Annotated in this window: 19 protein-coding genes; 7 read left to right on the forward strand and 12 right to left on the reverse strand. The window is 73.9% G+C overall.

Going from position 1 to position 20,021, the window contains the following annotated elements; translation table 11 throughout:
* On the forward strand, positions 1 to 2,760 hold the full coding sequence (locus AB0J66_RS03800) for a BTAD domain-containing putative transcriptional regulator (protein WP_364656034.1): 2,760 nt from the start codon (positions 1 to 3) through the stop codon (positions 2,758 to 2,760).
* A gap of 266 nt (positions 2,761 to 3,026) precedes the next feature.
* Here the strand turns inward: AB0J66_RS03800 and AB0J66_RS03805 are convergent, their stop codons facing one another.
* Complete coding sequence (locus AB0J66_RS03805) at positions 3,027 to 3,563, reverse strand: TetR/AcrR family transcriptional regulator (protein WP_364655395.1); 537 nt, start codon at positions 3,561 to 3,563, stop codon at positions 3,027 to 3,029.
* A gap of 64 nt (positions 3,564 to 3,627) precedes the next feature.
* Between AB0J66_RS03805 and AB0J66_RS03810 the strand changes: the two genes are divergently transcribed.
* Positions 3,628 to 4,662 (forward strand): aldo/keto reductase, encoded by a 1,035-nt coding sequence (locus AB0J66_RS03810; RefSeq protein WP_364655396.1) that lies wholly within the window; start codon positions 3,628 to 3,630, stop codon positions 4,660 to 4,662.
* A 24-nt stretch (positions 4,663 to 4,686) separates the two neighbouring features.
* Positions 4,687 to 5,895, forward strand: a complete 1,209-nt coding sequence (locus AB0J66_RS03815) for a lycopene cyclase family protein (protein ID WP_364656035.1) — start codon at positions 4,687 to 4,689, stop codon at positions 5,893 to 5,895.
* Here the strand turns inward: AB0J66_RS03815 and AB0J66_RS03820 are convergent.
* Positions 5,840 to 7,102 (reverse strand): phosphatase PAP2 family protein, encoded by a 1,263-nt coding sequence (locus AB0J66_RS03820; protein WP_364655397.1) that lies wholly within the window; start codon positions 7,100 to 7,102, stop codon positions 5,840 to 5,842. The genes AB0J66_RS03815 and AB0J66_RS03820 overlap by 56 nt on opposite strands.
* A 135-nt stretch (positions 7,103 to 7,237) precedes the next feature.
* On the opposite strand from AB0J66_RS03820, the gene AB0J66_RS03825 reads away from it, so the two are divergent.
* Both AB0J66_RS03825 and AB0J66_RS03830 read left to right on the forward strand, forming a co-directional pair.
* Positions 7,238 to 7,909, forward strand: a complete 672-nt coding sequence (locus tag AB0J66_RS03825; RefSeq protein ID WP_364655399.1) for a GntR family transcriptional regulator — start codon at positions 7,238 to 7,240, stop codon at positions 7,907 to 7,909.
* A gap of 59 nt (positions 7,910 to 7,968) precedes the next feature.
* Entirely contained in the window at positions 7,969 to 8,715 is a 747-nt protein-coding gene (locus AB0J66_RS03830; protein ID WP_364655400.1) for a DUF1932 domain-containing protein, read from the forward strand.
* On the opposite strand, the gene AB0J66_RS03835 is transcribed toward AB0J66_RS03830, so the two are convergent.
* Genes AB0J66_RS03835 through AB0J66_RS03855 form a run of 5 tightly spaced genes read right to left on the reverse strand, consistent with a single transcriptional unit; the run spans position 8,702 to position 13,193 of the window.
* Positions 8,702 to 10,087 carry a HAMP domain-containing sensor histidine kinase gene (locus tag AB0J66_RS03835; RefSeq protein WP_364655401.1) on the reverse strand — a complete coding sequence of 462 codons (1,386 nt, stop codon included), beginning with the start codon at positions 10,085 to 10,087 and terminating at the stop codon, positions 8,702 to 8,704. The genes AB0J66_RS03830 and AB0J66_RS03835 overlap by 14 nt on opposite strands.
* Positions 10,084 to 10,773 (reverse strand): response regulator transcription factor, encoded by a 690-nt coding sequence (locus tag AB0J66_RS03840; protein WP_364655402.1) that lies wholly within the window; start codon positions 10,771 to 10,773, stop codon positions 10,084 to 10,086. The genes AB0J66_RS03835 and AB0J66_RS03840 overlap by 4 nt, the downstream gene beginning before the upstream one ends.
* Positions 10,774 to 10,784: 11 nt before the next feature.
* On the reverse strand, positions 10,785 to 11,237 hold the full coding sequence (locus AB0J66_RS03845) for an FMN-binding protein (RefSeq protein WP_364655403.1): 453 nt from the start codon (positions 11,235 to 11,237) through the stop codon (positions 10,785 to 10,787).
* A gap of 8 nt (positions 11,238 to 11,245) precedes the next feature.
* Entirely contained in the window at positions 11,246 to 12,682 is a 1,437-nt protein-coding gene (locus AB0J66_RS03850) for a ferredoxin reductase family protein (protein ID WP_364655405.1), read from the reverse strand.
* Positions 12,683 to 12,737: 55 nt separating this feature from the next.
* Positions 12,738 to 13,193, reverse strand: coding sequence for a MarR family transcriptional regulator (locus AB0J66_RS03855; RefSeq protein ID WP_364655407.1), 456 nt, complete (start codon positions 13,191 to 13,193; stop codon positions 12,738 to 12,740).
* A gap of 98 nt (positions 13,194 to 13,291) precedes the next feature.
* Here AB0J66_RS03855 and AB0J66_RS03860 point away from each other — a divergent pair, with 98 nt between their 5' ends.
* Together AB0J66_RS03860 and AB0J66_RS03865 are read left to right on the forward strand one after the other, a co-directional pair.
* A complete protein-coding gene (locus tag AB0J66_RS03860) occupies positions 13,292 to 13,525 on the forward strand; it encodes a hypothetical protein (protein ID WP_364655409.1) in 234 nt (77 codons plus the stop codon).
* A 4-nt stretch (positions 13,526 to 13,529) separates the two neighbouring features.
* Positions 13,530 to 14,300: an endonuclease/exonuclease/phosphatase family protein gene (locus AB0J66_RS03865; protein ID WP_364655410.1), complete on the forward strand. Its 771-nt coding sequence runs from the start codon at positions 13,530 to 13,532 to the stop codon at positions 14,298 to 14,300.
* A gap of 7 nt (positions 14,301 to 14,307) precedes the next feature.
* Here AB0J66_RS03865 and AB0J66_RS03870 read toward each other — a convergent pair whose 3' ends face one another.
* The 5 genes from AB0J66_RS03870 to AB0J66_RS03890 all read right to left on the reverse strand — a co-directional run bounded on the left by AB0J66_RS03870 (position 14,308) and on the right by AB0J66_RS03890 (position 20,021).
* The gene (locus tag AB0J66_RS03870) at positions 14,308 to 15,534 is read right to left on the reverse strand and encodes a HAMP domain-containing sensor histidine kinase (RefSeq protein WP_364655412.1); all 1,227 of its coding nucleotides are present in this window, start codon (positions 15,532 to 15,534) and stop codon (positions 14,308 to 14,310) included.
* A 208-nt stretch (positions 15,535 to 15,742) separates the two neighbouring features.
* A complete protein-coding gene (locus tag AB0J66_RS03875) occupies positions 15,743 to 16,417 on the reverse strand; it encodes a response regulator transcription factor (protein WP_364655413.1) in 675 nt (224 codons plus the stop codon).
* A gap of 72 nt (positions 16,418 to 16,489) precedes the next feature.
* Entirely contained in the window at positions 16,490 to 17,749 is a 1,260-nt protein-coding gene (locus AB0J66_RS03880) for a cation:proton antiporter (protein WP_364655415.1), read from the reverse strand.
* Positions 17,746 to 19,017 carry a cytochrome P450 gene (locus AB0J66_RS03885; RefSeq protein ID WP_364655416.1) on the reverse strand — a complete coding sequence of 424 codons (1,272 nt, stop codon included), beginning with the start codon at positions 19,015 to 19,017 and terminating at the stop codon, positions 17,746 to 17,748. Before AB0J66_RS03885 ends, AB0J66_RS03880 begins: the two co-directional genes overlap by 4 nt.
* Complete coding sequence (locus AB0J66_RS03890) at positions 19,014 to 20,021, reverse strand: alpha-hydroxy acid oxidase (RefSeq protein ID WP_364655417.1); 1,008 nt, start codon at positions 20,019 to 20,021, stop codon at positions 19,014 to 19,016. Before AB0J66_RS03890 ends, AB0J66_RS03885 begins: the two co-directional genes overlap by 4 nt.

Below are 20,021 nucleotides of genomic sequence, written 5' to 3' on the forward strand. Positions count from 1 at the left end.
ATGAGGGTTCTCGGTCCGGTCGAAGTTCTGCTCGACGGCGAGCCGATCGCCGTCCGCGGCAACCAGCCGCTCGCCGTGCTGGCGATCCTGGCCGCCGCCCGCGGCCGCCCGGTCGCCGCCGACCGGCTGATCGACGATTTGTGGGGCGACCTCCCGCCGGCCGGGGCCGCCGCGGTGCTGCAGTCGCACGTGTCCCGGCTGCGCCGGGCCCTGGAGCCGCACCGGCCGCCCCGTGGCGCCGCCTCCCTGCTGGTCCGCGAGTCCGCCGGGTACGCGTTGCGGCTGCCGGCCGGCTCGCTCGACGCCGCCCGGTTCGAACAGGGTGTGCGCGCGGCCGACGGGCTGCCACCGGCCGGGGCGCTCGACCGGCTGCGCGCGGCCCTGGCGCTGTGGCGGGGCCGGCCCTACGAGCAGTTCGCCGACGACGAGTGGGCCGCCGCCGAGACGGCCCGGCTGACCGAGCTGCACCACACCGCCCGCGAGCGCGCCGTCGACGCCCTGCTGCGGCTGGAGCGCACGGACGAGGCGATCCCGGCCGCCCGGGCCCTCACCGCCGAGGACCCGCTGCGCGGCGAGCCGTGGCGGCTGCTGGCGCTCGCCTTGTGGGCGGCCAGCCGCTCGGGCGAGGCGCTGGCCGTGCTCGGCGAGCATCGGGGCATCGTGGCCGACGAGCTCGGCCTCGACCCCGACCCGGCCCTGGCCGCGCTCGAGCAGGCGATCCGCGAGCAGCGGGCCGAGGTCCTCGAGGCGGCGCTGCGACCCGGGCCGACCCCGATCCGCCCCGAGCAGCTGCCGCGCTCGCAGCCCGCGTTCGCCGGGCGGGCCGACGAGCTGCGCCGGCTCGACCGGCACACCCCGGCCCTGGTCGTGGTCAGCGGGACGGGCGGGGTCGGCAAGACCACCCTGGCCGTACGGTGGGCCCACCAGGCCGCGGCCCGTTACCCCGACGGGCAGCTCCACGTCGACCTGCGCGGCTTCGGTCCGGAGGACGCCCCGGCCGACCCGGGCGACGTGCTGGCCGCCTTCCTGGGCGCGCTCGGCGTGCCCGACCAGCGCATCCCGGCCGCCACGGCCGAGCGGACGGCGCTGTTCCGCAGCGTGCTCGCCTCACGGCGGATGCTCCTGCTGCTCGACAACGCCCGCGACGCCGACCAGGTGCGCCCGCTGCTGCCCGGCAACCCGGACTGCGCGGTCGTGGTGACCAGCCGCAGCCACCTCATCGACCTCATCGTGACCGACGGGGCCTACCCGATGCGGCTCGACGCGTTCCGGCCCTCCGAGGCCGTGGCCTATCTGCGGCGGCGGCTCGGCGACGAGGTGGTCGACGCCGATCCCGAGGCGTGCGAGGCCATCGTCGAGCGCTGCGGCGGCCTGCCGCTGGCCCTCGCGCTGATCTGCGCCCGGGGCGCCTTCCCGCCGGCCGAGATCGACGCCGAGCTGGCCTTCGCCGAGGGCCTCGACGGCTTCGCGGTGCCGGGCGTCAAACACGACCTGCGGGCGGTGTTCTCCTGGTCGTACCGCCGGCTCGTGCCCCTCGCCGCCCGCATGTTCCGGCTGATCGCCCTGCACCCGGGGCCCGACCTGAGCATCGCGGCGGCGGCCGCGCTGGCCGGCACCGAGGGCGCCCTGGCCCGGGTCCTGCTGCGGCGGCTGACCGACGCGCACCTGATCGACGAGCACCGGCCGGGCCGCTTCGTCCTGCACGACCTCGTCCGGACGTACGCCAAGGAGACCGCCGGCCGGGTCGACCCGGCGGCCGAACGCGACGCCGCGGTGACCCGGCTGCTCGATTTCTACCTGCACTCCTCGGGCAACGCGGCCCAGACCCAGTACCCGTACCGCCGGCCGGTGATGGTCGGCCCGCCACCGCCCGGCGTGCACGGCTTCTCCTTCGCCGACCCGCCCGCGGCCATCGCCTGGCTCGACGCCGAGTACGAGAACATCCTGGCCCTGCTCGACCTGTGCCGCTCCGAGGCCCTCCAGCACTACCTGCCGCTCTTCGTCTGGACCCTGGCCTCCTACCAGCAGGACATCCGGTTCCACCTGGCCGACTCCCTGGCCCTCACGGCCGACGCGCTGAAGGCCACCGGCGAGCCGTGGTGGACCGGCTACCTGCACTACATCCTCGGCCGCGGCCTGCTGCGGATGAACCGGCACGAAGAGGCGCGCACCGAGCTGGAGAAGGCGATCGCCATCGGCCGCGAGATGGACGACCCCGCCCGGATGGCCCACGGCCTGCTCAGCGTGGCCGTCTCCATCGTCACCGTGCACGACGTCCCGACCCGCGCCCAGGCCGAGGCGGCCTACCCGTTCGCCGTCGAGGCCCGCGACAACTACCTGCGGATGGGCACCGAGCAGGGCGCGGTCGAGGTCGCCAACGCCCTGCACCCGATCGCCTGGTACCACGCGTATCAACCGGGCGGCCAGGGCGAGGCCCGCCGCCTGTTCGAGGAGAGCATCACCATCAACGAGCGCTGGCGCAACACGTACGGCGCCGCCGCCGGCTGGATGCAGCTGGCCCGCTTCCACCAGCACGCCGGCGACCTGACGGCGGCCGTCGCCGCTTTCCAGCAGGCCATCGACCTGTACGGCGACATGGCCGACCTGCGCATCGAGCCCCTCATCGGCCTGTACTCGTGCTACCGCGAAGCGGGCGACCCGACAGCCGCCGGCGAAGTCCGCGAGGAGGCCCTCCGCTTGCTGGAGACGGCCCGCTACCCCGACCTCACCCGCCTGGCGAACACCCTCGACCTCAACTGACGGCCTGCTCGGGTCTGCGGGTGAACGGCCGGGCTCTGCTGCCGTATGGTGCCGACGTGGCCGGTCCGGTGTTGACCATCGAGCTTCCTGGTCCGGTTCCCGATCAGGCGCTACCCGGGTTTCGGCTGATCAAGTGAGCTGAGGGGCAGGCTCGTAGGCGTCCACCGCCTCCGCCCAGCGTCCCTGCCCGGCCAGGCAGTTGCCGAGGTCGAACGCGCCGACGGCTTCGCCGAGCTCCGACGCCCTCTAAAAGAGAGATCTCTCTCCTACTGCTTGACGATCGCCAGGAGGGCGGCGGTGAACGGCGCGGGGTCCAGGTCACCACGGATGGCCAGCTGCTGGTTGTAGCTGACGCACAGCGCCACGAAACCCTCGGCGATCTGCCCGGCCCGGGCCCGCCGGTCGTCGGGCACGAGCTCGGCGATCGCGGCCCGCATGGCGGCGAGTTGCCGCTGGACCACGGCGGCCAGCGCCGGTGACACCGCGGCCTCGGCGTAGATCTGGGCGACCAGCTGGGCGTGGCCGGTCTCCCGGGCCCGGGTCCGGACGTGGTCGAGGAAGCCGGCCACGGCCTCGGCGGTGAGCGCCCGCGGCAGGGCCTCGGTGCCCTGTTCGCAGACGGCGATGACGAGCTGTTCCTTGCTGCTGAAGTACCGGTAGACGGCGCCGTTGGACAGCCCGGACTCGGCGATGACGTCGGCCATCGACGTGTGGGCGAAGCCGTGGCGGGCGAACCGGGTGCGGGCGGCGTCCACGATCTGCTGGCGGCGCGCGTCGAGGTGAGCTTGACTGACCCTGGGCATTTAAAAGAGTGACCTCTCTTTTTAGCTGCTACTGTCGGAGCCTACCCCCCAGGAAGGAACTCTCATGCGCTACCAGACCTTCGGCCGCCGGACCGGATTGCGCGTGTCGGAGTACGCGCTCGGCACGGCGAACTTCAGCACTGCGACCGCCGCACAAGCACGGGAGATCTTCGAGGCCTTCGTCGCGACCGGCGGCACGACGTTCGACACCTCCGACATCTATCAGGACGGGCAGGCCGAGACCGTGCTCGGCGGCCTGCTCGGGCGGGACCGGGACGACTTCGTCGTCATCACCAAGTACAGCGGGACCCGGCAGGCCGACCCCCGTCCGGGCACGACCGGCAACAGCCGCAAGAACATGGTCCGGTCCCTCGAGGCGAGCCTGCGCCGCCTGGGCACCGACTACGTCGACGTCTTCATGCCGCACTTCCCGGACGGTGTCACGCCGATCGAGGAGATCCTGGCCGGGTTCGACGACCTGATCCGGGCCGGCAAGATCCGGCACGGCGGGCTGTCCAACTTCCCGGCCTGGCGGGTGGCCGGCGCCGCCGTGCGGGCCGACCTGCGCGGGCTGGCCCCGCTGGTCGGTCTGCAGACGGAGTACAGCCTGGCCGAACGATCCGCCGAGCGGGAGCTGCTGCCGATGGCGCAGGCCCACGGCCTCGGCGTGGTGCTGTACTCCCCGCTGGCCGGTGGTCTGCTCACCGGCAAGTACCGGCAGGGCGGGCAGGGCCGCCTGAGCGCCCGGGGCGGCGGGGCCGAGGGCACCGCGCAGCGCACCGAGATCCTCGACGCCGTGCTGGCGATCGCGGACGAGATCGGCGCCGGACCGGTCCAGGTCTCGCTGGCCTGGCTGCGCCGCCGGGCCGCGCTGGCCCCGACCGCCCTCGTCCCGATCGTCGGGCCGCGCACCTTGAGCCAGCTGGAGGACTACCTGAAGTCGCTGTCGGTCGAGCTCGGCGAGCAGCACTACCGCCGCCTGGACGAGGTCAGCGCGGTCCGGCTGGGAACCCCGCACGAGGACGTCGCCGGGGCGCTGAGCCACGGCGTCGACGGCGACCGTACGCTGCTCGACCCGTCGCCGGTCGCCGTCGTCTGAGCCTGTGGCAGGCTGGGCCGGGTGATCGCACCCGTGGACGTCGACATCGTGCTGGTCGGCGGTGGGGGAGCGGCCTCGCTCGTGCTCGCCGCGCTCGGGCGGGGGCGGCTTCCCGGCGTACGGCTGGCGGTTGTCGATCCCGTGCGCAAGCGCGGGCAGGACCGCACGTGGGCGTTCTGGGGAACGCCGGGCTCCGCGCTCGATCCGCTGCTGAGCGCGAGCTGGGACGAGGTCGACGTGGTCACCCCGGCGGGCCGGCGGGCCTTACCCCTCAAACCCTTGCGGTACGCCATGTTGCGCTCGGCGCCGCTCTACGCGCTGGCCGCCGAGGCGGAGGAGAAGCTGGGTGCGGTACGCATCACCGCGCCGGCCGGGGGTGTCCGCGACGACGGCGCGGGCGTCGTCGTCACGGATCCGGACGGCGCGCCGCTGGTGCGGGCGGCCTGGGCGCTCGACTCGCGGCCCCGCCAACCGCGGCGGCCGGGCCGGACCAACTGGCTGCAGCACTTCCGGGGCTGGTGGCTGGAGGCGGACGGGCCGGTCTTCGACCCGGACCGGGCGGTGTTGATGGATTTCCGGACGCCGCAACCGGCCCGCGGCGTCTCGTTCGGCTACGTGCTGCCGGTCAGCGACCGGTTCGCGCTGGTCGAGTACACCGAGTTTTCGCCGTCGGTACTCTCCGGCGACGCCTACGACACCGCGCTGCGCGCCTACGCCGACCTCATCAAGCTCGACCTGAGCGGGCTGCGGGCGCGTGAGGTCGAGGAGGGTGTCATCCCCATGACCGACGGCGTCTTCGACGCTCGCCCTTCACCCCGGGTGGTACGCCTCGGCACCGCGGGCGGCGCCACGAGGCCGTCCACGGGCTTCACGTTCTCCGCGATGGCCCGGCAGGCCGACGACATCGCCCGTGCGGTGGCGGCCGGTCGTCCACCCGTACCGGCCAAGCCTTATCCGCCCCGGCACCGGTGGATGGACGCCGTGCAGTTGCGCGCGCTCGACCGCGGTCTGGTCGACGGCGTGGCCTTCTTCGACCGGCTCTTCGACCGCAACCCGCCCGAGCGGGTGCTGCGCTTCCTCGACGGCACCACCTCCCGGGCCGAGGACCTGACCCTGATGGCCTCGAGCCCGCTGCTGCCGATGACCCGGGCCGCCGCCGGGGACGCGCTCGGCCGGCTCAGCGCGGGCAGGCCCCGACGTGGGCCGGCCCGCTCCGGACCAGCAGGCGGGTAGCGAGGACCTCGGCGGCCACGCCCCGGCCCGTGGACAGGCCGGCCTGGTTGCTGAACTCGAAGTGCTGACCCCCGTACACCCGGGACCGGCCGGCCTCGGCGGCCGCCGCCGAGAAACCGGGGTAGGAACGGGCCGTGCCACCCGGCGCCGAATCGGTGGCGTGGGTGAACGCGACGGCGTCGTCGCAGAAGAAGCCGGCCAGCAGGGCCGCGCCGGCGCCGCTGTAGGAGCTGTGCCCGGAGACGTACTCGGGAGTGCTTCCAACGCTGCCCGCGCGGGCCGACCACGCCGGATCCGGTGCGGTCAGGGGGTTCCCGTCGGTGTCGGCCTCGCGAATGGCGGTGGTCGGCCGCCAGTGGCGGTAGCGGAACTTGGTGGCGACGGTGGCGACCGTCGTGTCGGCCAGGCCCATGGTGAGCAGCGCGGTCAGCCGGGTCTGCTCGGCCAGGGGCAGGTGCCGGGCCGCGGCGACGGCCAGGCCGATCCGCAGCCACTCGCCCGGCGGCTGGTCGGAGCCGGCCGGCAGCGACCAGAACTGGTACGTCGCCAGCAGATCGGGCGCGGGCCGGGCGGCGTTGCCCAGCAGCGCGACCTCGGCGAAGGCGGCGGCGTAGGGCAGGCTGTCCAGCGCGGGCGGGGCGGCCGGGACGTAGCGGGTGGGATCGGCCACGGCGAACGGGCGCACGGCGCGGTATTGGGCCCCGGACCAGGCTGTACGGAACACACTGGGACCCGTTCCGGCGGGTTGCGTCTCGACCGGCGCCGAGCCGTCGGCGGCCCGGACCGAGACGACGGCCCGGCCGACGTGCCGGCCCCAGGCCGCGCCCGATCGCGCGTGGGGCAACCGGGCCAGGTCGGCCGTGAGCCGGGCATCGTAGGCGGCGGCGCGGGGCGGGTCGAGGGCGACCAGCACCTCGTGGGCGGCCGACACGGCGGCGGCTTCCGGGCCCGCGTCGCGCGGGCCGGGGCCCGGGACCAGGGCGGAGGTACGGGCCCGGGGACCGGCCAGCCCGTTGACGGCGTCGTACATCGCGACGTTGACCATCGCGTAGAGCCGGGCCGCGTCGGCGTCCGGGGCGCGCGTGACCCGTACGGCCTCGAGGGCCAGGTCGTTCCACCCGCGGACGCTGTCCACGGTCGCCGGCGGCTGCCCGGCCGCGAACCCGCCGGCCAGGCCCATCATCACCACGACCAGGGTTTTCCTCATCCGCTCAGCCTGCCCCCGGCGGGCATCCAGCGGACTCGATCGGTCCTCGATCAGACTCGGCGGGGATTGTTGACAATCTTGTCGCCGTCATGCGATAGGCTGCACCGGCCCCCGACTGACGAAGGACCGTCAACGATGTTGCCCGACCGGGAGAAGGACCGAGGAACGGCCGCCGCCCAGGCGCGGGACGGGCTGCGCGAGGCCATCCTGCGCGGCGAGTACCTGCCGGGCGAGCGGCTCGTCGAGGCCCAGCTGATCGAGCGCTTCTCGGCCAGCCGCTTCACCGTGCGCGCCGCCTTGCAGGACCTGGCCGGCGAGGGCCTGGTGCAGATGGAACGCAACCGCGGCGCCCACGTGCGCAAGGTGTCCCTCGAGGAGGCCGTCGAGATCACCGAGGTCCGCATGGTGGTCGAGGGGCTGATCGCGGCCCGCGCGGCCGAGCGGGTCACCGGCGAGCAGGCGGCCGAGCTGAGCGAGATCGGCCGGCTCATGCGGGCCGCGGTGGCCGACGGCGAGTACCGCGCCTACAGCGACCTCAACCAGCGGCTGCACGCGCTGATCCGCCGGATCGCCGGGCACGGCACGGCCGACCGGATCGTCGAGACGCTGCGCGGTCAGCTGGTGCGCCACCAGTTCATGCTGTCGCTGCTGCCGGGGCGGCCCCAAACCTCGCTGCCGCAGCACGAGCGCATCATCGCGGCCATCGGCCAGCGCGACGCCAAGGGCGCCGAGAACGCGATGCGCGAGCACATCGCGAGCGTCATCGAGGCGCTGCGCTCCATCGACTCGCTGGGCGGCCCGGCGTGAGTCTCCCCCCGGCTGCGGCGACCGCGGCGCCCGGTCCGGCAGCCTTCCCTCCGATAGCGGTGCTTGGTCTCGGGGAGGCCGGCAGTCGCATCGCGGCCGATCTGGTTGCCGCGGGCGCTACGGTGCACGGCTTCGACCCGCTGGTCGCGGCGCCTCCCGGAGTGATTCCCGCGGGGAGCGACGCCGAGGCCTGCGAGGGCGTGGGGCTCGTCTTGAGCGTGAACAGCGCGAGCCAGGCGCTCGACGCGCTGCGGCAGTCGCTGCCCGCGTGCCGGCCGGGAACGTTGTGGGCCGACCTGAACACGTCGGCGCCCGGATTGAAGAAAGAGCTGTCCGCGGTGGCGGGCGGGGCCGTGGAGGTCGTGGATGTGGCGCTGATGGCGCCGGTGCCGGGGCGGGGGCTGCGGACTCCGATGACGGCGAGCGGCCCGGGCGCGGCCGGCGTCGCGGCGGTGCTGTCCGCCTACGGCGCTGACGTCCAGGTCATCGACGGGCCGGTGGGGGCGGCGGCGACCCGCAAACTGCTGCGCAGCGTCTTCTACAAGGGCATGTCCGCCGCGGTGACCGAGGCGCTGGCGGCGGCCCGGGCGGCCGGGCTCGAGGAGTGGCTGAGCGACAACATCCGTGCCGAGTTCGTCCGCAGCGACGCGGCGACCCTGGATCGCGTGGTCGAGGGATCCCGGGTGCACGCGGTGCGCCGGCGCGAGGAGATGGCGGCGGCCGCGGATCTGCTCGACTCGCTGGGCGTGCCGGCCCGGGTGGCCCGGGCCAGCCGGGACTGGCTGGACGACCTCACTCGCTCCTAGGCAGCTTCACCGTCACCACCGTGCCGTGCGGCTGGTTGGCGGTCGCGCTGACCGTGCCGCCGTGCTGGGCCGCGGTCTGGGCGACGATGGCCAGGCCCAGGCCCGAGCCGGGCATCGACCGGGCGGCCGGCGCCCGGTAGAACCGGTCGAACACATGCGGCCGGTCCTCCTCGGCGATGCCCGGCCCGGTGTCGGCCACCGTCAACGCCCACCAGTGCGGGCCGTCGGCCTTCAGCGACGTCGCCACCGTCGCGCCGGGCGGGCTCCACTTGGCCGCGTTGTCCAGGATGTTGACGATCATGCGTTCCAGCTCGCCGGGGCGGCCGGTCACGGTGGCGGGGGTCAGGTCGGTCGTGAAGGTGAGGCCGGGGGCGCGCGTACGGACCCGGTTGGCCGCGGCGGTGACCACGTCCGGCAGCTCGACCGGTTCGACGGCCTCGCGGGTGGTCTCCTCCCGGGAGAGCTCGACCAGTTCGGTGGTCAGGGTGGCCAGCTCGCGCACCTGGGCGTCGAGATCCTCGAGCAGCGACGCCCGTTCCGCGGGCGGCAGGCGGTGCGCGAGCTCGGGGCGGCGCTCGACCTCCAGGAGCAGCTCCACATTGGTCCGGATGCTCGTCAGCGGGGTCCGCAGCTCGTGCCCGGCGTCCTCGACCAGGGTGCGCTGGGCCCGCCGGGCCGAGTCGATGGCCGCCAGCATGGTGTTGACCGAACGCCCGAGCCGCGCGATCTCGTCGACCCCGGTGACCTCGACCGGCTTGGTCAGATCGGTGGTGACCGCGACCTGCTCGACGGACTTGGTGAGCTTCTCCACCGGCGCGAGACCGGCCCGCGCCACCGCCCGCCCGAGCCAGGCCGCGCCGGCGATCCCGAGCACGCACACCGCGGCCAGCGCCCCGGCCAGCAGGGTGAGCAGATCCCGCGTACGTTCCTGGTCGATGGCCACCTGCACCGCGCCGTCGCCGTACTTCACCGGCACGGTGAGCATCTGGTGGTGGTCCCCGTCGATGATCACCTCCTCCTGCAAGGGAGGCCGCTTCCCGGCGGCGATCTCCTTGGCGGCCGCGGTCACCGGCAGGGTCTTGGCCGAGCCGCTGACGATCGCGCCCGACGCGTCGAGCAGCTGCCAGGTCGGCCCGAGCGGCTTGTGTTTGTCGTAGCCGCGGGGCATGTCCGCCCACTCGTCCGGGGCGGCCGCGATGGACCGGGCATCGGAGTTGAGCGCCGCCTCCAACTGGTGGGCCTGCAGGGCGGCCACGGTCAGCAGGGCCGCCCCGCCCATCAGGACGACGGCGGCCGCCACCGCGCAGGCCACCATCAGCGACAGCCGCGTGTGCAGGGTCCGCCGCTGCCACCAGCCGGGGCGGTCGGTCACAACGGGTCCTCGCGGAGCACGAACCCGACTCCCCGCACGGTGTGCAGCAGGCGCGGCTCGCCGCCAGCCTCCAGCTTGCGGCGCAGATAACCGAGGTAGACGTGGATGCTGTTCGACCCCTCGCCGAAGTCGTAGCCCCACACCTGCTCGAACAGCGCGGCCCGGGTCAGCACCTGCCGCGGGTGCCGCAGGAAGGCCTCGAGGATGGCGAATTCCGTACGGGTCAATCGCAGTTGCCGTTGACCGCGCCGGACCTCCCGGGTGACCTCGTCCATCCAGACGTCGCCGAAAGCGAGACGGGAATCGTCGCCCGCGGGAGCCGTCAGGGCCGACCGCCGCAGCATCGCCCGGATCCGGGCCAGCAACTCCTGCAGGGCGAACGGCTTCACCAGATAGTCGTCGGCGCCCGCGTCCAGGCCGGCCACCCGATCGCCGACGCTGTCCCGGGCGGTCAGCATGAGCACCGGCAGCAGCAGGCCCTCGGCCCGCAGCTTGCGGCACGCCTCGAGGCCGTCCATCACCGGCATGCTGACGTCCAGGATCATCGCGTCCGGGGCCAGCGCCTTGGCCACGTCGATCGCCTGCTTGCCGTCGCCGGCCGTGTCGACCTGGTAGCCCTCGAACCGCAGCGTCCGGGCCAGCGAGTCCCGCACGGCCGCGTCGTCATCCACAACAAGAATCCGCATCGCCTCCGACCCTAAAGGTGCGCGGCGTCCAGGGCGGCCTGCAGGGACTGCCGGTAGGCCTCGCTGGTGAAGGTGGCGCCGGAGACGCCGTCGATGGTGGCGCTCTGCGCGGCCAGGACCTGCTCGCGAAGTTGGGGGAGGGCGCCGGCGGTGACGCCCGCGTCGGCCGGGTTGTCGGCGGGGGAGGCCGGGGCGGTGACCTCGGTGATTCTGCCGTTGGCGACGGTGATGCGGACCTGGAGCGGGCCCCACTGCGTCTGGACGGACGAACCGTCGTACTCCTTGGGGGCGTTGCTTTCGCTTTCCGTCCCGGCGGAGGTCGGGGCGCTGCCGGCCGCGGTGGGATCCCCGATCGGGGCCTCAGCGGCGGCCGGGGTGGCGGGGCTGTTCGTGCTGGTGCGGTAGCTGAAGAGCAGAACCACGGCGGCAACGGTGGAGAACAGCCACAGGGTGATTCGTCGCATCGGAATCCTTACCAGGAGAAGAGTTCGGTGTGCAGGCGGGCGGCGGGCACCCCGGCGGCGCGGGCGGCGCTGCGGGCGGCCTCGGTCCAGGCGTCGGGACCGCACAGGTAGACCTCGGCCCGGGCGACGGAGGGGGCCAGACGGCCCAGGGCGTCGGCGTCGCGGTGCCCGGCGGGCCGCCCGGAGCCGTCGGTGTCACGGTGGCCGGCGGGCAGCCACGAGCCGTCGGCGGCGCGCGGGCCTATCAGGTACTTCACGGTCACGCCGCGCTGGGCCGCGAACCGGTCCAGCTCGGCCCGGAAGGCGATCTCGGCCTCGCTGCGGGCCCGATAGACGAGCGTGGCCTCGCCGGGGGCGTACGGCAGCTCGCCGAGCAGCGAGATCAGCGGGGTGATCCCGATGCCGCAGGCGAGGAGGACGACCGGCCCACCGCGGTAGGACTCGCCGGTGAGCTTGCCGTAGGGGCCTTCGACGAGCGCGCGGGTGCCGGGCCGGAGCCGGGCGACGCGGTGGCTGCCGTCGCCGGAGTCCTTGACGGTGATGCGCAGGCGGTCGCCGTCGGGCGCGGCCGACAGGGAGAACGGGTGCGAGCGGGTCCACCCGGGCCCGTCGAGGAAGCGCCACTGGAAGAACTGGCCGGCCCGGGCCGGCAGGCGGTGCAGCTCACGCCCGGTCAGATAGACCGACGTGAGGCCGGGCCCCTCGGTGACGACCCGGTCGACGACCAGGCGGTGCCGGCGGTTGCGCAGCAGCGGCAGGCCGAGCCGGAAGAGCAGCACGGCTGCGGCAGCGACTCCCCACAGCGTCCACCAATAGGCGGTGGCCCAACTCGAGCTCACGAAGTCGGAGCCCGACCAGAGTTGATGGGGCAGGGCCAGCCCGGCCCCGAGGTACGCGTACAGGTGCAGCAGATGCCACGACTCGTACCGCAGGCGCCGCCGCGCCGCGCGGATGGACGTCACCACGACCATGATCAGGGCGAGCGTGCCGGCCGCGGCCAGCAGCATTCCCGGAAAGTTCCCGACCATGGTCCAGAGCTGGGCGAACGGGTTGGTCCGGGCGGTGCCGGCGTAACCGGCGGTGATCAGCACGATGTGCGCGACCATCATCCAGAACGACGTGAAGCCCGACCAGCGGTGCCAGCGGGCGAGTTTGTCCTGGCCGAAGGCGCGTTCGGCCAGCGGGATCCGGGCCATCGTCAGCACCTGCAGGAGCAGCAGGTCGGAGGCCCACAGGCCGAGGAGCCGGCCGATCGAGGAGACCGCGCCGGGCCCGCCCTCGCCCACGGATCGCAGGCCGCCGTGGCTCACCCAGAGCGCGGTGACCACGAGCAGGGTCGTGCCGGCGACGACGGCGGCGGCGTCGGCCCACCAGCGTGGCGTCGCGGAAGGCCCGGAAACGGGTGGCGCCTGTTGTCCGGCGCCGGGTCTGGCCGTGATCGTCATGGCCCCACCATGACCCGGTTAGATGAAGGCTCAAGTAAACCGGGCTAAGAGATCCCTAAGAAGCGCCGCCGTCCCGCTCCAGCACGGACAGCAGCCGCCGCACCGCGGGCAGCGCCTCGCGAACGGCCCGCCGGTCGGCCTCGTCCAGGCGCTCCAGGGCCGCGGCCAGCACCGCGTCCTGCGTCTCACCCCAGGCGGCCAGGTGCTCCTCACCCTGGGTGGTCAGGTTCAGCCGGGCGACACGCCGGTCCTCCTGGTGCCGTACGCGGGTGAGCAGCCCCGCCGTCACGAGCTCCCCGATGATGGTCGACACCGTGTTCGGCACCAGCTGCAGCTGCTCGGCGGCCGCCCTCGTGCCGATGCCCGGGTTGGCCTCGACGGCCCGCAGCACCTCGACCTGGGCCAGGGAGAGCCGGTCGACCGGGGCGGCCCGCCGGACGGCCCGGCGCAGCACCCGGCCCACCGCGCCGAAGACGGTCATCTGCCGGGCCAGCTCGAGGGAGTCGTCCACCCGCCCACCCTACGGGTGGTCTCGAAGCCAATTGCACGCGTGTGACCGGTTTGCAAGCGCTCTGGACTGATCTTCGTGTGCCTGGCAGACTGCGCCCTGTGACTAGATCACTGATTGTGCTGGGTTGCGAGCTACCCCTCGGCTCGGGCGTGAAGTGCAATGTGGTGACGACTCGGCGCTGCTCGGACTGCCGGCGGCGCATCTGCCGCTCCCACTCCGCGCTGCTGGCCGATCAGCTCACCCTCGCCTCGCAGTGCAAGGAGTGCGCGGCGCCCCGCCCGATCCCGCGCCAGGTCCCCCGCAACCGTGGCTGGTTCCGCCGCCGATCGTAAGACGATGCGCGTTCTCACGTGGAACGTCTGGTGGCGCTTCGGCGGCGCCTGGCGCGAGCGTGAGACCGGCATCATGGCGACGCTGTCGTCGCTGCGGCCGGATGTCGTCGGGCTGTGCGAGACCTGGGCCGGCGACGGCACCACCCAGCCGCACCGGTTCGCCGAGCGCCTCGGCGGGATGCACGCGGCGTTCGCGCCCACCTCGCTGCCACCCGAACCGCAGCCGCCCGAGGAACCGTCGCAGGCCGGCGTCACCATGGGCATCGGGCTGATCAGCCGGTCACGGCCGTCCGACGTGACCGTGCACGAGCTGCCCCATCCTCAACGGCCCGGCCCGCCACCCACCGCGCTCTCCGCGGTGGTCGACGGTTGCCGCGTCATCGTCACCTGCCTGGAGTGGGAACCCCGGTACGCCGGGGACCAGCTGGCCCAGGCCCGGGCCGTGGCCGCCCTGGCCGCCGCGAGTGACGTGCCGGTGCTGGTGATCGGCGACCTCAACGCCCCCGCCGACGCGCCCGCGCTGGCCCCCCTGCTCGCGGTCTTGACCGACACATGGCCGGCCGGCGGCGGCGACCCGGACGCGGTGACCCTCAGCACGGCCGTCCCCGAGGCGCCCCTGGAGGCAACCGCCCAGATCGACCGCCGCATCGACCACATCCTGGCCCGCACGCCCGGCACCCTGACCGTCCACCGCGCCTTCCTCGCCGGCCACCACCCGATCGCCGGCCGCTACCCCTCCGACCACTTCGCCGTCGTCGCCGACCTCGACCTCTGAGAGCGGGTCAGCGGCGCCAGGCGAAGTCGCGGCGCGGGTGGGTGGGGAAGAGCCGCCGCGACGGGCGTAGCGGGTGGGCCGGGGTGAGGGCCGGCAGCCGCACCGTGAAGGTGGCGCCGCGGCCCGGGCGGCCCTCGGCCGTGATGCTGCCGCCGTGACTGGTCACCACCTCTTTGAGCAGGGCCAGGCCCAGGCCGAAGCGGCGGTCGCCGGCGCCGGCGCCGCGGTGGAAGCGGTCGAAGAGGCGTTCGGCGTCGGCCGGGTCGAAGCCGTCGCCGGAGTCGGCCACCACCACCTCGGCCAGGTCGCGGTCGGCGCGCACGGTGACCAGGATGTGGCCGCCGGCCGGGGTGTGCTTGAGGGAGTTGGCCAGCAGCTCGCAGACCACCCGGCGCAGGGCCGACTCGACGCCGGCGACCTGGACGGGGCCGCCCGGCGTGGCGGAGGTCAACGTGATCTGGCGCTCGGCGGCGCGTTCGGCCTCACCGGTCACGGCGGCCGTGGCCAGCGCGGTCAGGTCGACCGGGGTGGCGGCCGGGCGGTGCTGCGGGTCGGCGGCGAGCTGGGCCGACAGCAGGAGTTCGTCGACGATCTCGCCGAGCTGGCGGGTGGTGCCGATCAGCCGTTCCAGGTCGCGGCGCTCGGCCTTGCCGGTGCGGCGGGCCAGCAGCTGGGCCCGGGTGTGCACCTGCGCGATCGGCGTGCGCAGCTCGTGGCTGGCGTCGGCCACGAAGCGGCGCTGCCGCGACAGCGCCTCGGCCAGCGGGGCGACCGAACGCTGGGCCACGACGGCGCCGGTGGCCGTCGCCGCCAGCAGCCCGACCAGGGCGGCCACGGCGAACGCCCACAGCAGGTGCCGCCGGTCGGCCAGCTGGTAGCGGGCGTCGAACACGACCTGCACGACGCCGCGGGCGGTGGCCTCCGTGCGTACGTGGTAGGTCGTGCCGTTGCGGGCGACCGTCGTGATCTCCTGCTCGCCGCCGGCGGCGACCCGGTCGAGGGCGGCCCGCTGCGGGAAGCCGGGCGGGGGAGCGACCGGCCCGGCGCTGATCCGGCCGTCCACGAACGTGATGATCCAGTTGCATCCGACCGGGCCGTTGACCGTGCCGTGCTCGGCGCCCCAGGCCAGCTCGCGCTGGATCTGCCGCTCCTGGTTGGCCACCAGCGTCGCGTAGGCTACCCCGCCGACCAGCGTGAGCAGGATCCCGACCGCAAGCCCGACGAATAGCCCCATGCGCAGCCTCGCACGGCGCACGAGAGCCCGCTCCGAGCCTGTCATCGCTCGACCCGTCGTCCAGCGCCCGTTTGCGGGCGGTTCACCGTGTGCCCCGGTCGTCCGCGGCCGCTTGGCCGGCGCGTCACAGGGTGCCCCGGTCGGCCGCACTCGCTCTGGCGGCGGGTCACAGCGTGCCCCGGTCGTCCGCACTCGCTTCGCCGGCGGGTCACAGTGTGCCCAGGCGGTAGCCGAGGCCGTGGACCGTGCGCACCACGGCCCGGCCGAGTTTGCGGCGCAGGTAATACACATAGGTGTCCACGATGGACGCCGCGGCCGCCTCGTCGAAGACGCGGCTGCGCAGCTGGGAGCGGGAGTGCACGTTGTGCGGCCGGGCCGCCAGCACCCGCAGCAGCTCGAACTCGCGGGCGGAGAGGGCGACCCGCCCGCCGTCGGGCAGGACCACGTCGCGCAGGGCCAGGTCGATCAGGCCGCCGCCGTCGATGCGGAGCACGTCGGCCGGTTCGGGGGTGCGTCGGCACAGGGCCCGCAGCCGGGCGCTGAGCTCGTCCAGGTCGAACGGCTTGGCCAGGTAGTCGTCGGCGCCCGCGTCCAGCCCGGCGATGCGATCGGTCACGGTGCCGAGCGCCGTCAGCATCAGCGCGCGGGCCGGCACTGCCCGCGCCCGCAGCCGCGCGAGCAGGTCGAGCCCGTCCAGCGCGGGCAACAGACGATCGATGACCATCACGTCGTACGGCCGGGTGAGCCCCAGATGCAGCCCGCGCTGCCCGTCCGGGGCCCCGTCGACCTCGTAGCCGTCCTCGCGCAAGACATCGATGAGCATCTCGCTCAGCTCAGCGTCGTCCTCGACGAGCAGGACCCGGTGTGATCGTCCGCTCTGCACTGATCGACCATGACATATCCCCTGAGTCCTTGCATAGCCGAAAGTTGCAATTACAACTTTTCCCGCGGCGAATCACGCCGCGAACTCGGGCACCTGCGCTGCGGGGGCCCGGCGGCGCTCCCGCCGCTCGATCCAGCTCAGCATCGGCGTCGTCATCAGCGTCGTCACGAGCGCTACCAGCACGAGCACGGTGAACAACGAGGAGTTGACGATCCCGGCCTCGAGCCCGACGTTCAAGGCGATCAGCTGCATGAGCCCGCGGGCGTTCATCAGCGAGCCGATCCGCAGCGCCACCCCGTTCGGCTCGCCCCGCAGCCGGGCCGCGGCCCAGCAGGCGCCGAACTTCCCGGCGATGGCGACGGCGATGCAGGCCAGCGCGAACAGCAGCACCTTGGGGTCGCTCAACAGGCCGAACTCGGTGCGCAGGCCGGAGAAGGTGAAGAACAGCGGCAGGAAGACGGCCGAGGCGACCGGGGTCAGGGTGTCGACCACCCTGTCGGTCTGCTCGGCCCGCGGCATCACCACGCCGATCGCGAACGCCCCGAAGACCGCGTACAGACCGATCTCGTCGGTGTACCAGGCGACGACGAACAGCAGGGCCACCGTGCCGAGCAACCGGCCGCGGTCGTCGAGCCGGGGCGAGGTCATCAGCGCCCCGGTCACCCGGCGCCCGCCCAGCCAGAGCGCGAGGCCGAACAGGACCGCGCCGCCCGCCGTGACGAAGGCCGGGCCGGCCTCACCCGAGGCGAAGGCCAGCACGACGGCGAGCAGGATCCACGCGATCATGTCGTCGATGGCGCCGCTGGCCAGCGCCAGCGAGCCGTGCCGGGTGCCGGCCTGGCCGCGCTCGGTGATGATGCGGGCCAGCATCGGGAAGGCCGTGATGGCCAGGGCCACGCCGACGAACGCGGCGGAGACGCCGATCGACACGCCGTCGGGCCGCATCGGCACGGCGTGGGCGGTGACCACGACCAGCGCGGCGCCGAGCACCAGGGGAACGGTGACGCCGGCCAGGGAGATCGCCCCGGAGGTGCCGACGAGCCCGGTGACACGGTGGCTCGTGAACGCGTACCCGGCCTGGAACATGAAGAGCACCAGGCCGACCTGGCCGACCACGTAGAGCACGGGGTAGAGGGCGGGTGGGAAGAGCGCGTCCTGCACGCCGGGCAGCAGCAGGCCGAGCAGGGACGGGCCGAGCAGCACACCGGCGAGCATCTCGCTGACCACGGGTGGCTGGCCGCCCTTGCCGAGCAGCCAGGAGACCAGGCGGCAGAAGAGCAGGATGACCGCGACGGCGATGAAGAACCGTGGGGCCAGTTCGGTGGGCGTCACTGCCTTACCTCCTCGAAATAACGGGCGCAGAGCTTCTGGCGGCGTGCGTCGAGCACCATCCAGGTGCCGAGGACCAGTTGGAGCACCGAGCGGCCCGCGTCCTGCCAGCGGTCGGCCACTTGCATCGCCCGCAGCCGGGCCCGCCCCGGTCCGGGCCGCCCGGCCGGGGTCAGGAAGGCCGGTCCGCGACTGGGCAGCGACCGCGTGTGCCGGGCGCTGGACGCCAGCGCGTATCTGCGCAGCACCTCGCGGGTCGCCGCGCGCAGCATGACCGGCGCGACGCCCCGGGCCGGGCAGGCCCGGTTGTGCGTGATTCCGTACGGGATGAAGTGCGCCTCTTTGCGCGTGACAGTCAGCCAGCGCTCGGGGTCGAACGCGTCGTCGGCGGCGGGTCCCGTGCGCTGGAAGGCGAGGTAGTTGAACAGCAGCACCGAGCCCGCCGGCAGCGTCACCCGGGAGTCGACGACGATCGGGGCCGACGTGATGCGGTGGGCGATGCCGAAGAGCGGGTGGACCCGCAGCGTCTCGTCGATGAGCCGGTCCAGCGCGTCGTCGTCGTCCACTTGCGTCGCGACGGCCGGGTAGGCGGCCGCGCAGAGCAGGATGTGCGCCATCGCCTCGGACATCTGCACGACCGCGGTGTTGAAGAACGCACCCTGCAGATACCAGGCGGTCTCCTGCGCGGTGAACGGCGCCGGCAGCGCGACGGGGCACGTGCCGTTCTCGATGCGCCGCAGCAGATACCGGGTGAGCCGATCCCGCCGCGCCATGTGCCGCAGCCGGGTGCCCTTGAGCGCGCTGACGACGTCGTCGGCGTTGGCCACGATGAGGTCGCGGGCCTCGGGCGGGCAGGGTTCGCCGAAGACCAGCTCGTAGTGGACCTCGGCCCAGATCGGCATCATCAGGTCGCGCAGCCGTACGAAGCTGGTGCGGTCGGCGGGCAGCTCGCTCAGGACGCGCCGGGCGGCCGCGGTCACCCGGGCGTCGGCCTCCGCGTGCGGGATCGCCAGCACCCGCCGGGTCGTCCGGGACACGGTCTTGTAGCGTTCGCCCGGCTCGAGGTGCTCCTGGTGCATCTGCGGGCCGGGCGCGAGCCAGTACCAGAACAGGTCGGACAGCCCGGCGCCCCGGCTGCGCCCGTCGGCCGCCGGGTCGGCGTAGACGCGCTCGAAGTGCTCGGCCCCGACCAGCGGCCCGGGGATCGGGATCCCCTCGGCGCCGTTGACCCGGGTGAAGATCCATTCGCGGAGCCGGACGACCGCGTTCATGCGACGAGGTCCGCGGTGAGGTCGCCCGGGCGCTTCGCGCCGGCCAGGGCCAGGTCGTGGTCCAGCTCCGTGCGGAGGGTTTCGAGGACCTGCCGTACGCCCTCCGGTCCGCCCGCCGCGAGACCCCACACCACCGGACGGCCGAGCAGGACGGCGTCCGCGCCGAGAGCCAGCGCGACGAGAACGTCCGTGCTGCGGCGGATGCCGCCGTCGACCAGCACCGGGATCCGGCCGTCGACGGCCCCGGCCACGGCCGGTAGCGCGTCGATCGTCGCGATCGCCCCGTCGAGCTGACGGCCGCCGTGGTTGGAGACGATGAGACCGTCGACGCCGTGGGCGACGGCCTCGCGGGCGTCGGCCGGATGCAGGACGCCCTTGAGGACGATCGGCAGGGTGGTGCTCGCGCGCAGCCGGTCGATGTGGTCCCAGCCCAGGGCCGGGTCCATGGTGATGTCCCGGATCCGGCCGGTCGCGTCGCGCATGTTCTCGCAGGCGAAGCCGGGCGGCAGGTCGGTGAAGCCGTTGCGCAGGTCGCGCTCGCGGCGGCCGAAGACCGGCGAATCCACGGTCACCACGAGCGCCCGGCAGCCGGCGGCCTCGGCCCGGGCCACGACGTGCCGCTGGAACGCCGCGTCGGGCTGGGGATACATCTGGAACCAGAGGGCCGCCCCGGTCGCCGCGATCTCCTCGATCGGCTGGGTCGCGGCCATGCTGACCACCATCACCGTGCCGGTCCGCTGGGCGGCGCTCGCCGTTCCGGCCTCGCCCGACGGGTGGGCGAGGCGGTGGAAGGCGGTCGGCGCGATCAGCACCGGCATGCTCATCGCGGTGCCGAGCACGGTGGTGCTCAGTTCCCGCTCGCCGACGGCCCGCAGGACGCGGGGGCGGATCCGGCGCCGGTCGTACGCCTCCTCGTTGGCCCGCAGGGTGCGCTCCTCGCCCGCCCCGCCGGCGAAGAAGTCCCAGCGGGCCGGCTCGAGGGCGGCCCGTGCCTTCTCGCGCAC

The sequence above is a fragment of the Actinoplanes sp. NPDC049598 genome (genome assembly GCF_040675435.1).
Classification (GTDB): Bacteria; Actinomycetota; Actinomycetes; order Mycobacteriales; family Micromonosporaceae; genus Actinoplanes.

Excerpts from the sequence above, each read along its gene's own strand:
- AB0J66_RS03800 (WP_364656034.1), top strand. The coding sequence starts at position 1 with ATGAGGGTTCTCGGTCCGGTCGAAGTTCTGCTCGACGGCGAGCCGATC.
- AB0J66_RS03805 (WP_364655395.1), bottom strand. The coding sequence starts at position 3,563 with ATGCCCAGGGTCAGTCAAGCTCACCTCGACGCGCGCCGCCAGCAGATC.
- AB0J66_RS03810 (WP_364655396.1), top strand. The coding sequence starts at position 3,628 with ATGCGCTACCAGACCTTCGGCCGCCGGACCGGATTGCGCGTGTCGGAG.
- AB0J66_RS03820 (WP_364655397.1), bottom strand. The coding sequence starts at position 7,102 with ATGAGGAAAACCCTGGTCGTGGTGATGATGGGCCTGGCCGGCGGGTTC.
- AB0J66_RS03825 (WP_364655399.1), top strand. The coding sequence starts at position 7,238 with ATGTTGCCCGACCGGGAGAAGGACCGAGGAACGGCCGCCGCCCAGGCG.
- AB0J66_RS03840 (WP_364655402.1), bottom strand. The coding sequence starts at position 10,773 with ATGCGGATTCTTGTTGTGGATGACGACGCGGCCGTGCGGGACTCGCTG.
- AB0J66_RS03845 (WP_364655403.1), bottom strand. The coding sequence starts at position 11,237 with ATGCGACGAATCACCCTGTGGCTGTTCTCCACCGTTGCCGCCGTGGTT.
- AB0J66_RS03850 (WP_364655405.1), bottom strand. The coding sequence starts at position 12,682 with ATGACGATCACGGCCAGACCCGGCGCCGGACAACAGGCGCCACCCGTT.
- AB0J66_RS03865 (WP_364655410.1), top strand. The coding sequence starts at position 13,530 with ATGCGCGTTCTCACGTGGAACGTCTGGTGGCGCTTCGGCGGCGCCTGG.
- AB0J66_RS03870 (WP_364655412.1), bottom strand. The coding sequence starts at position 15,534 with ATGGGGCTATTCGTCGGGCTTGCGGTCGGGATCCTGCTCACGCTGGTC.
- AB0J66_RS03885 (WP_364655416.1), bottom strand. The coding sequence starts at position 19,017 with ATGAACGCGGTCGTCCGGCTCCGCGAATGGATCTTCACCCGGGTCAAC.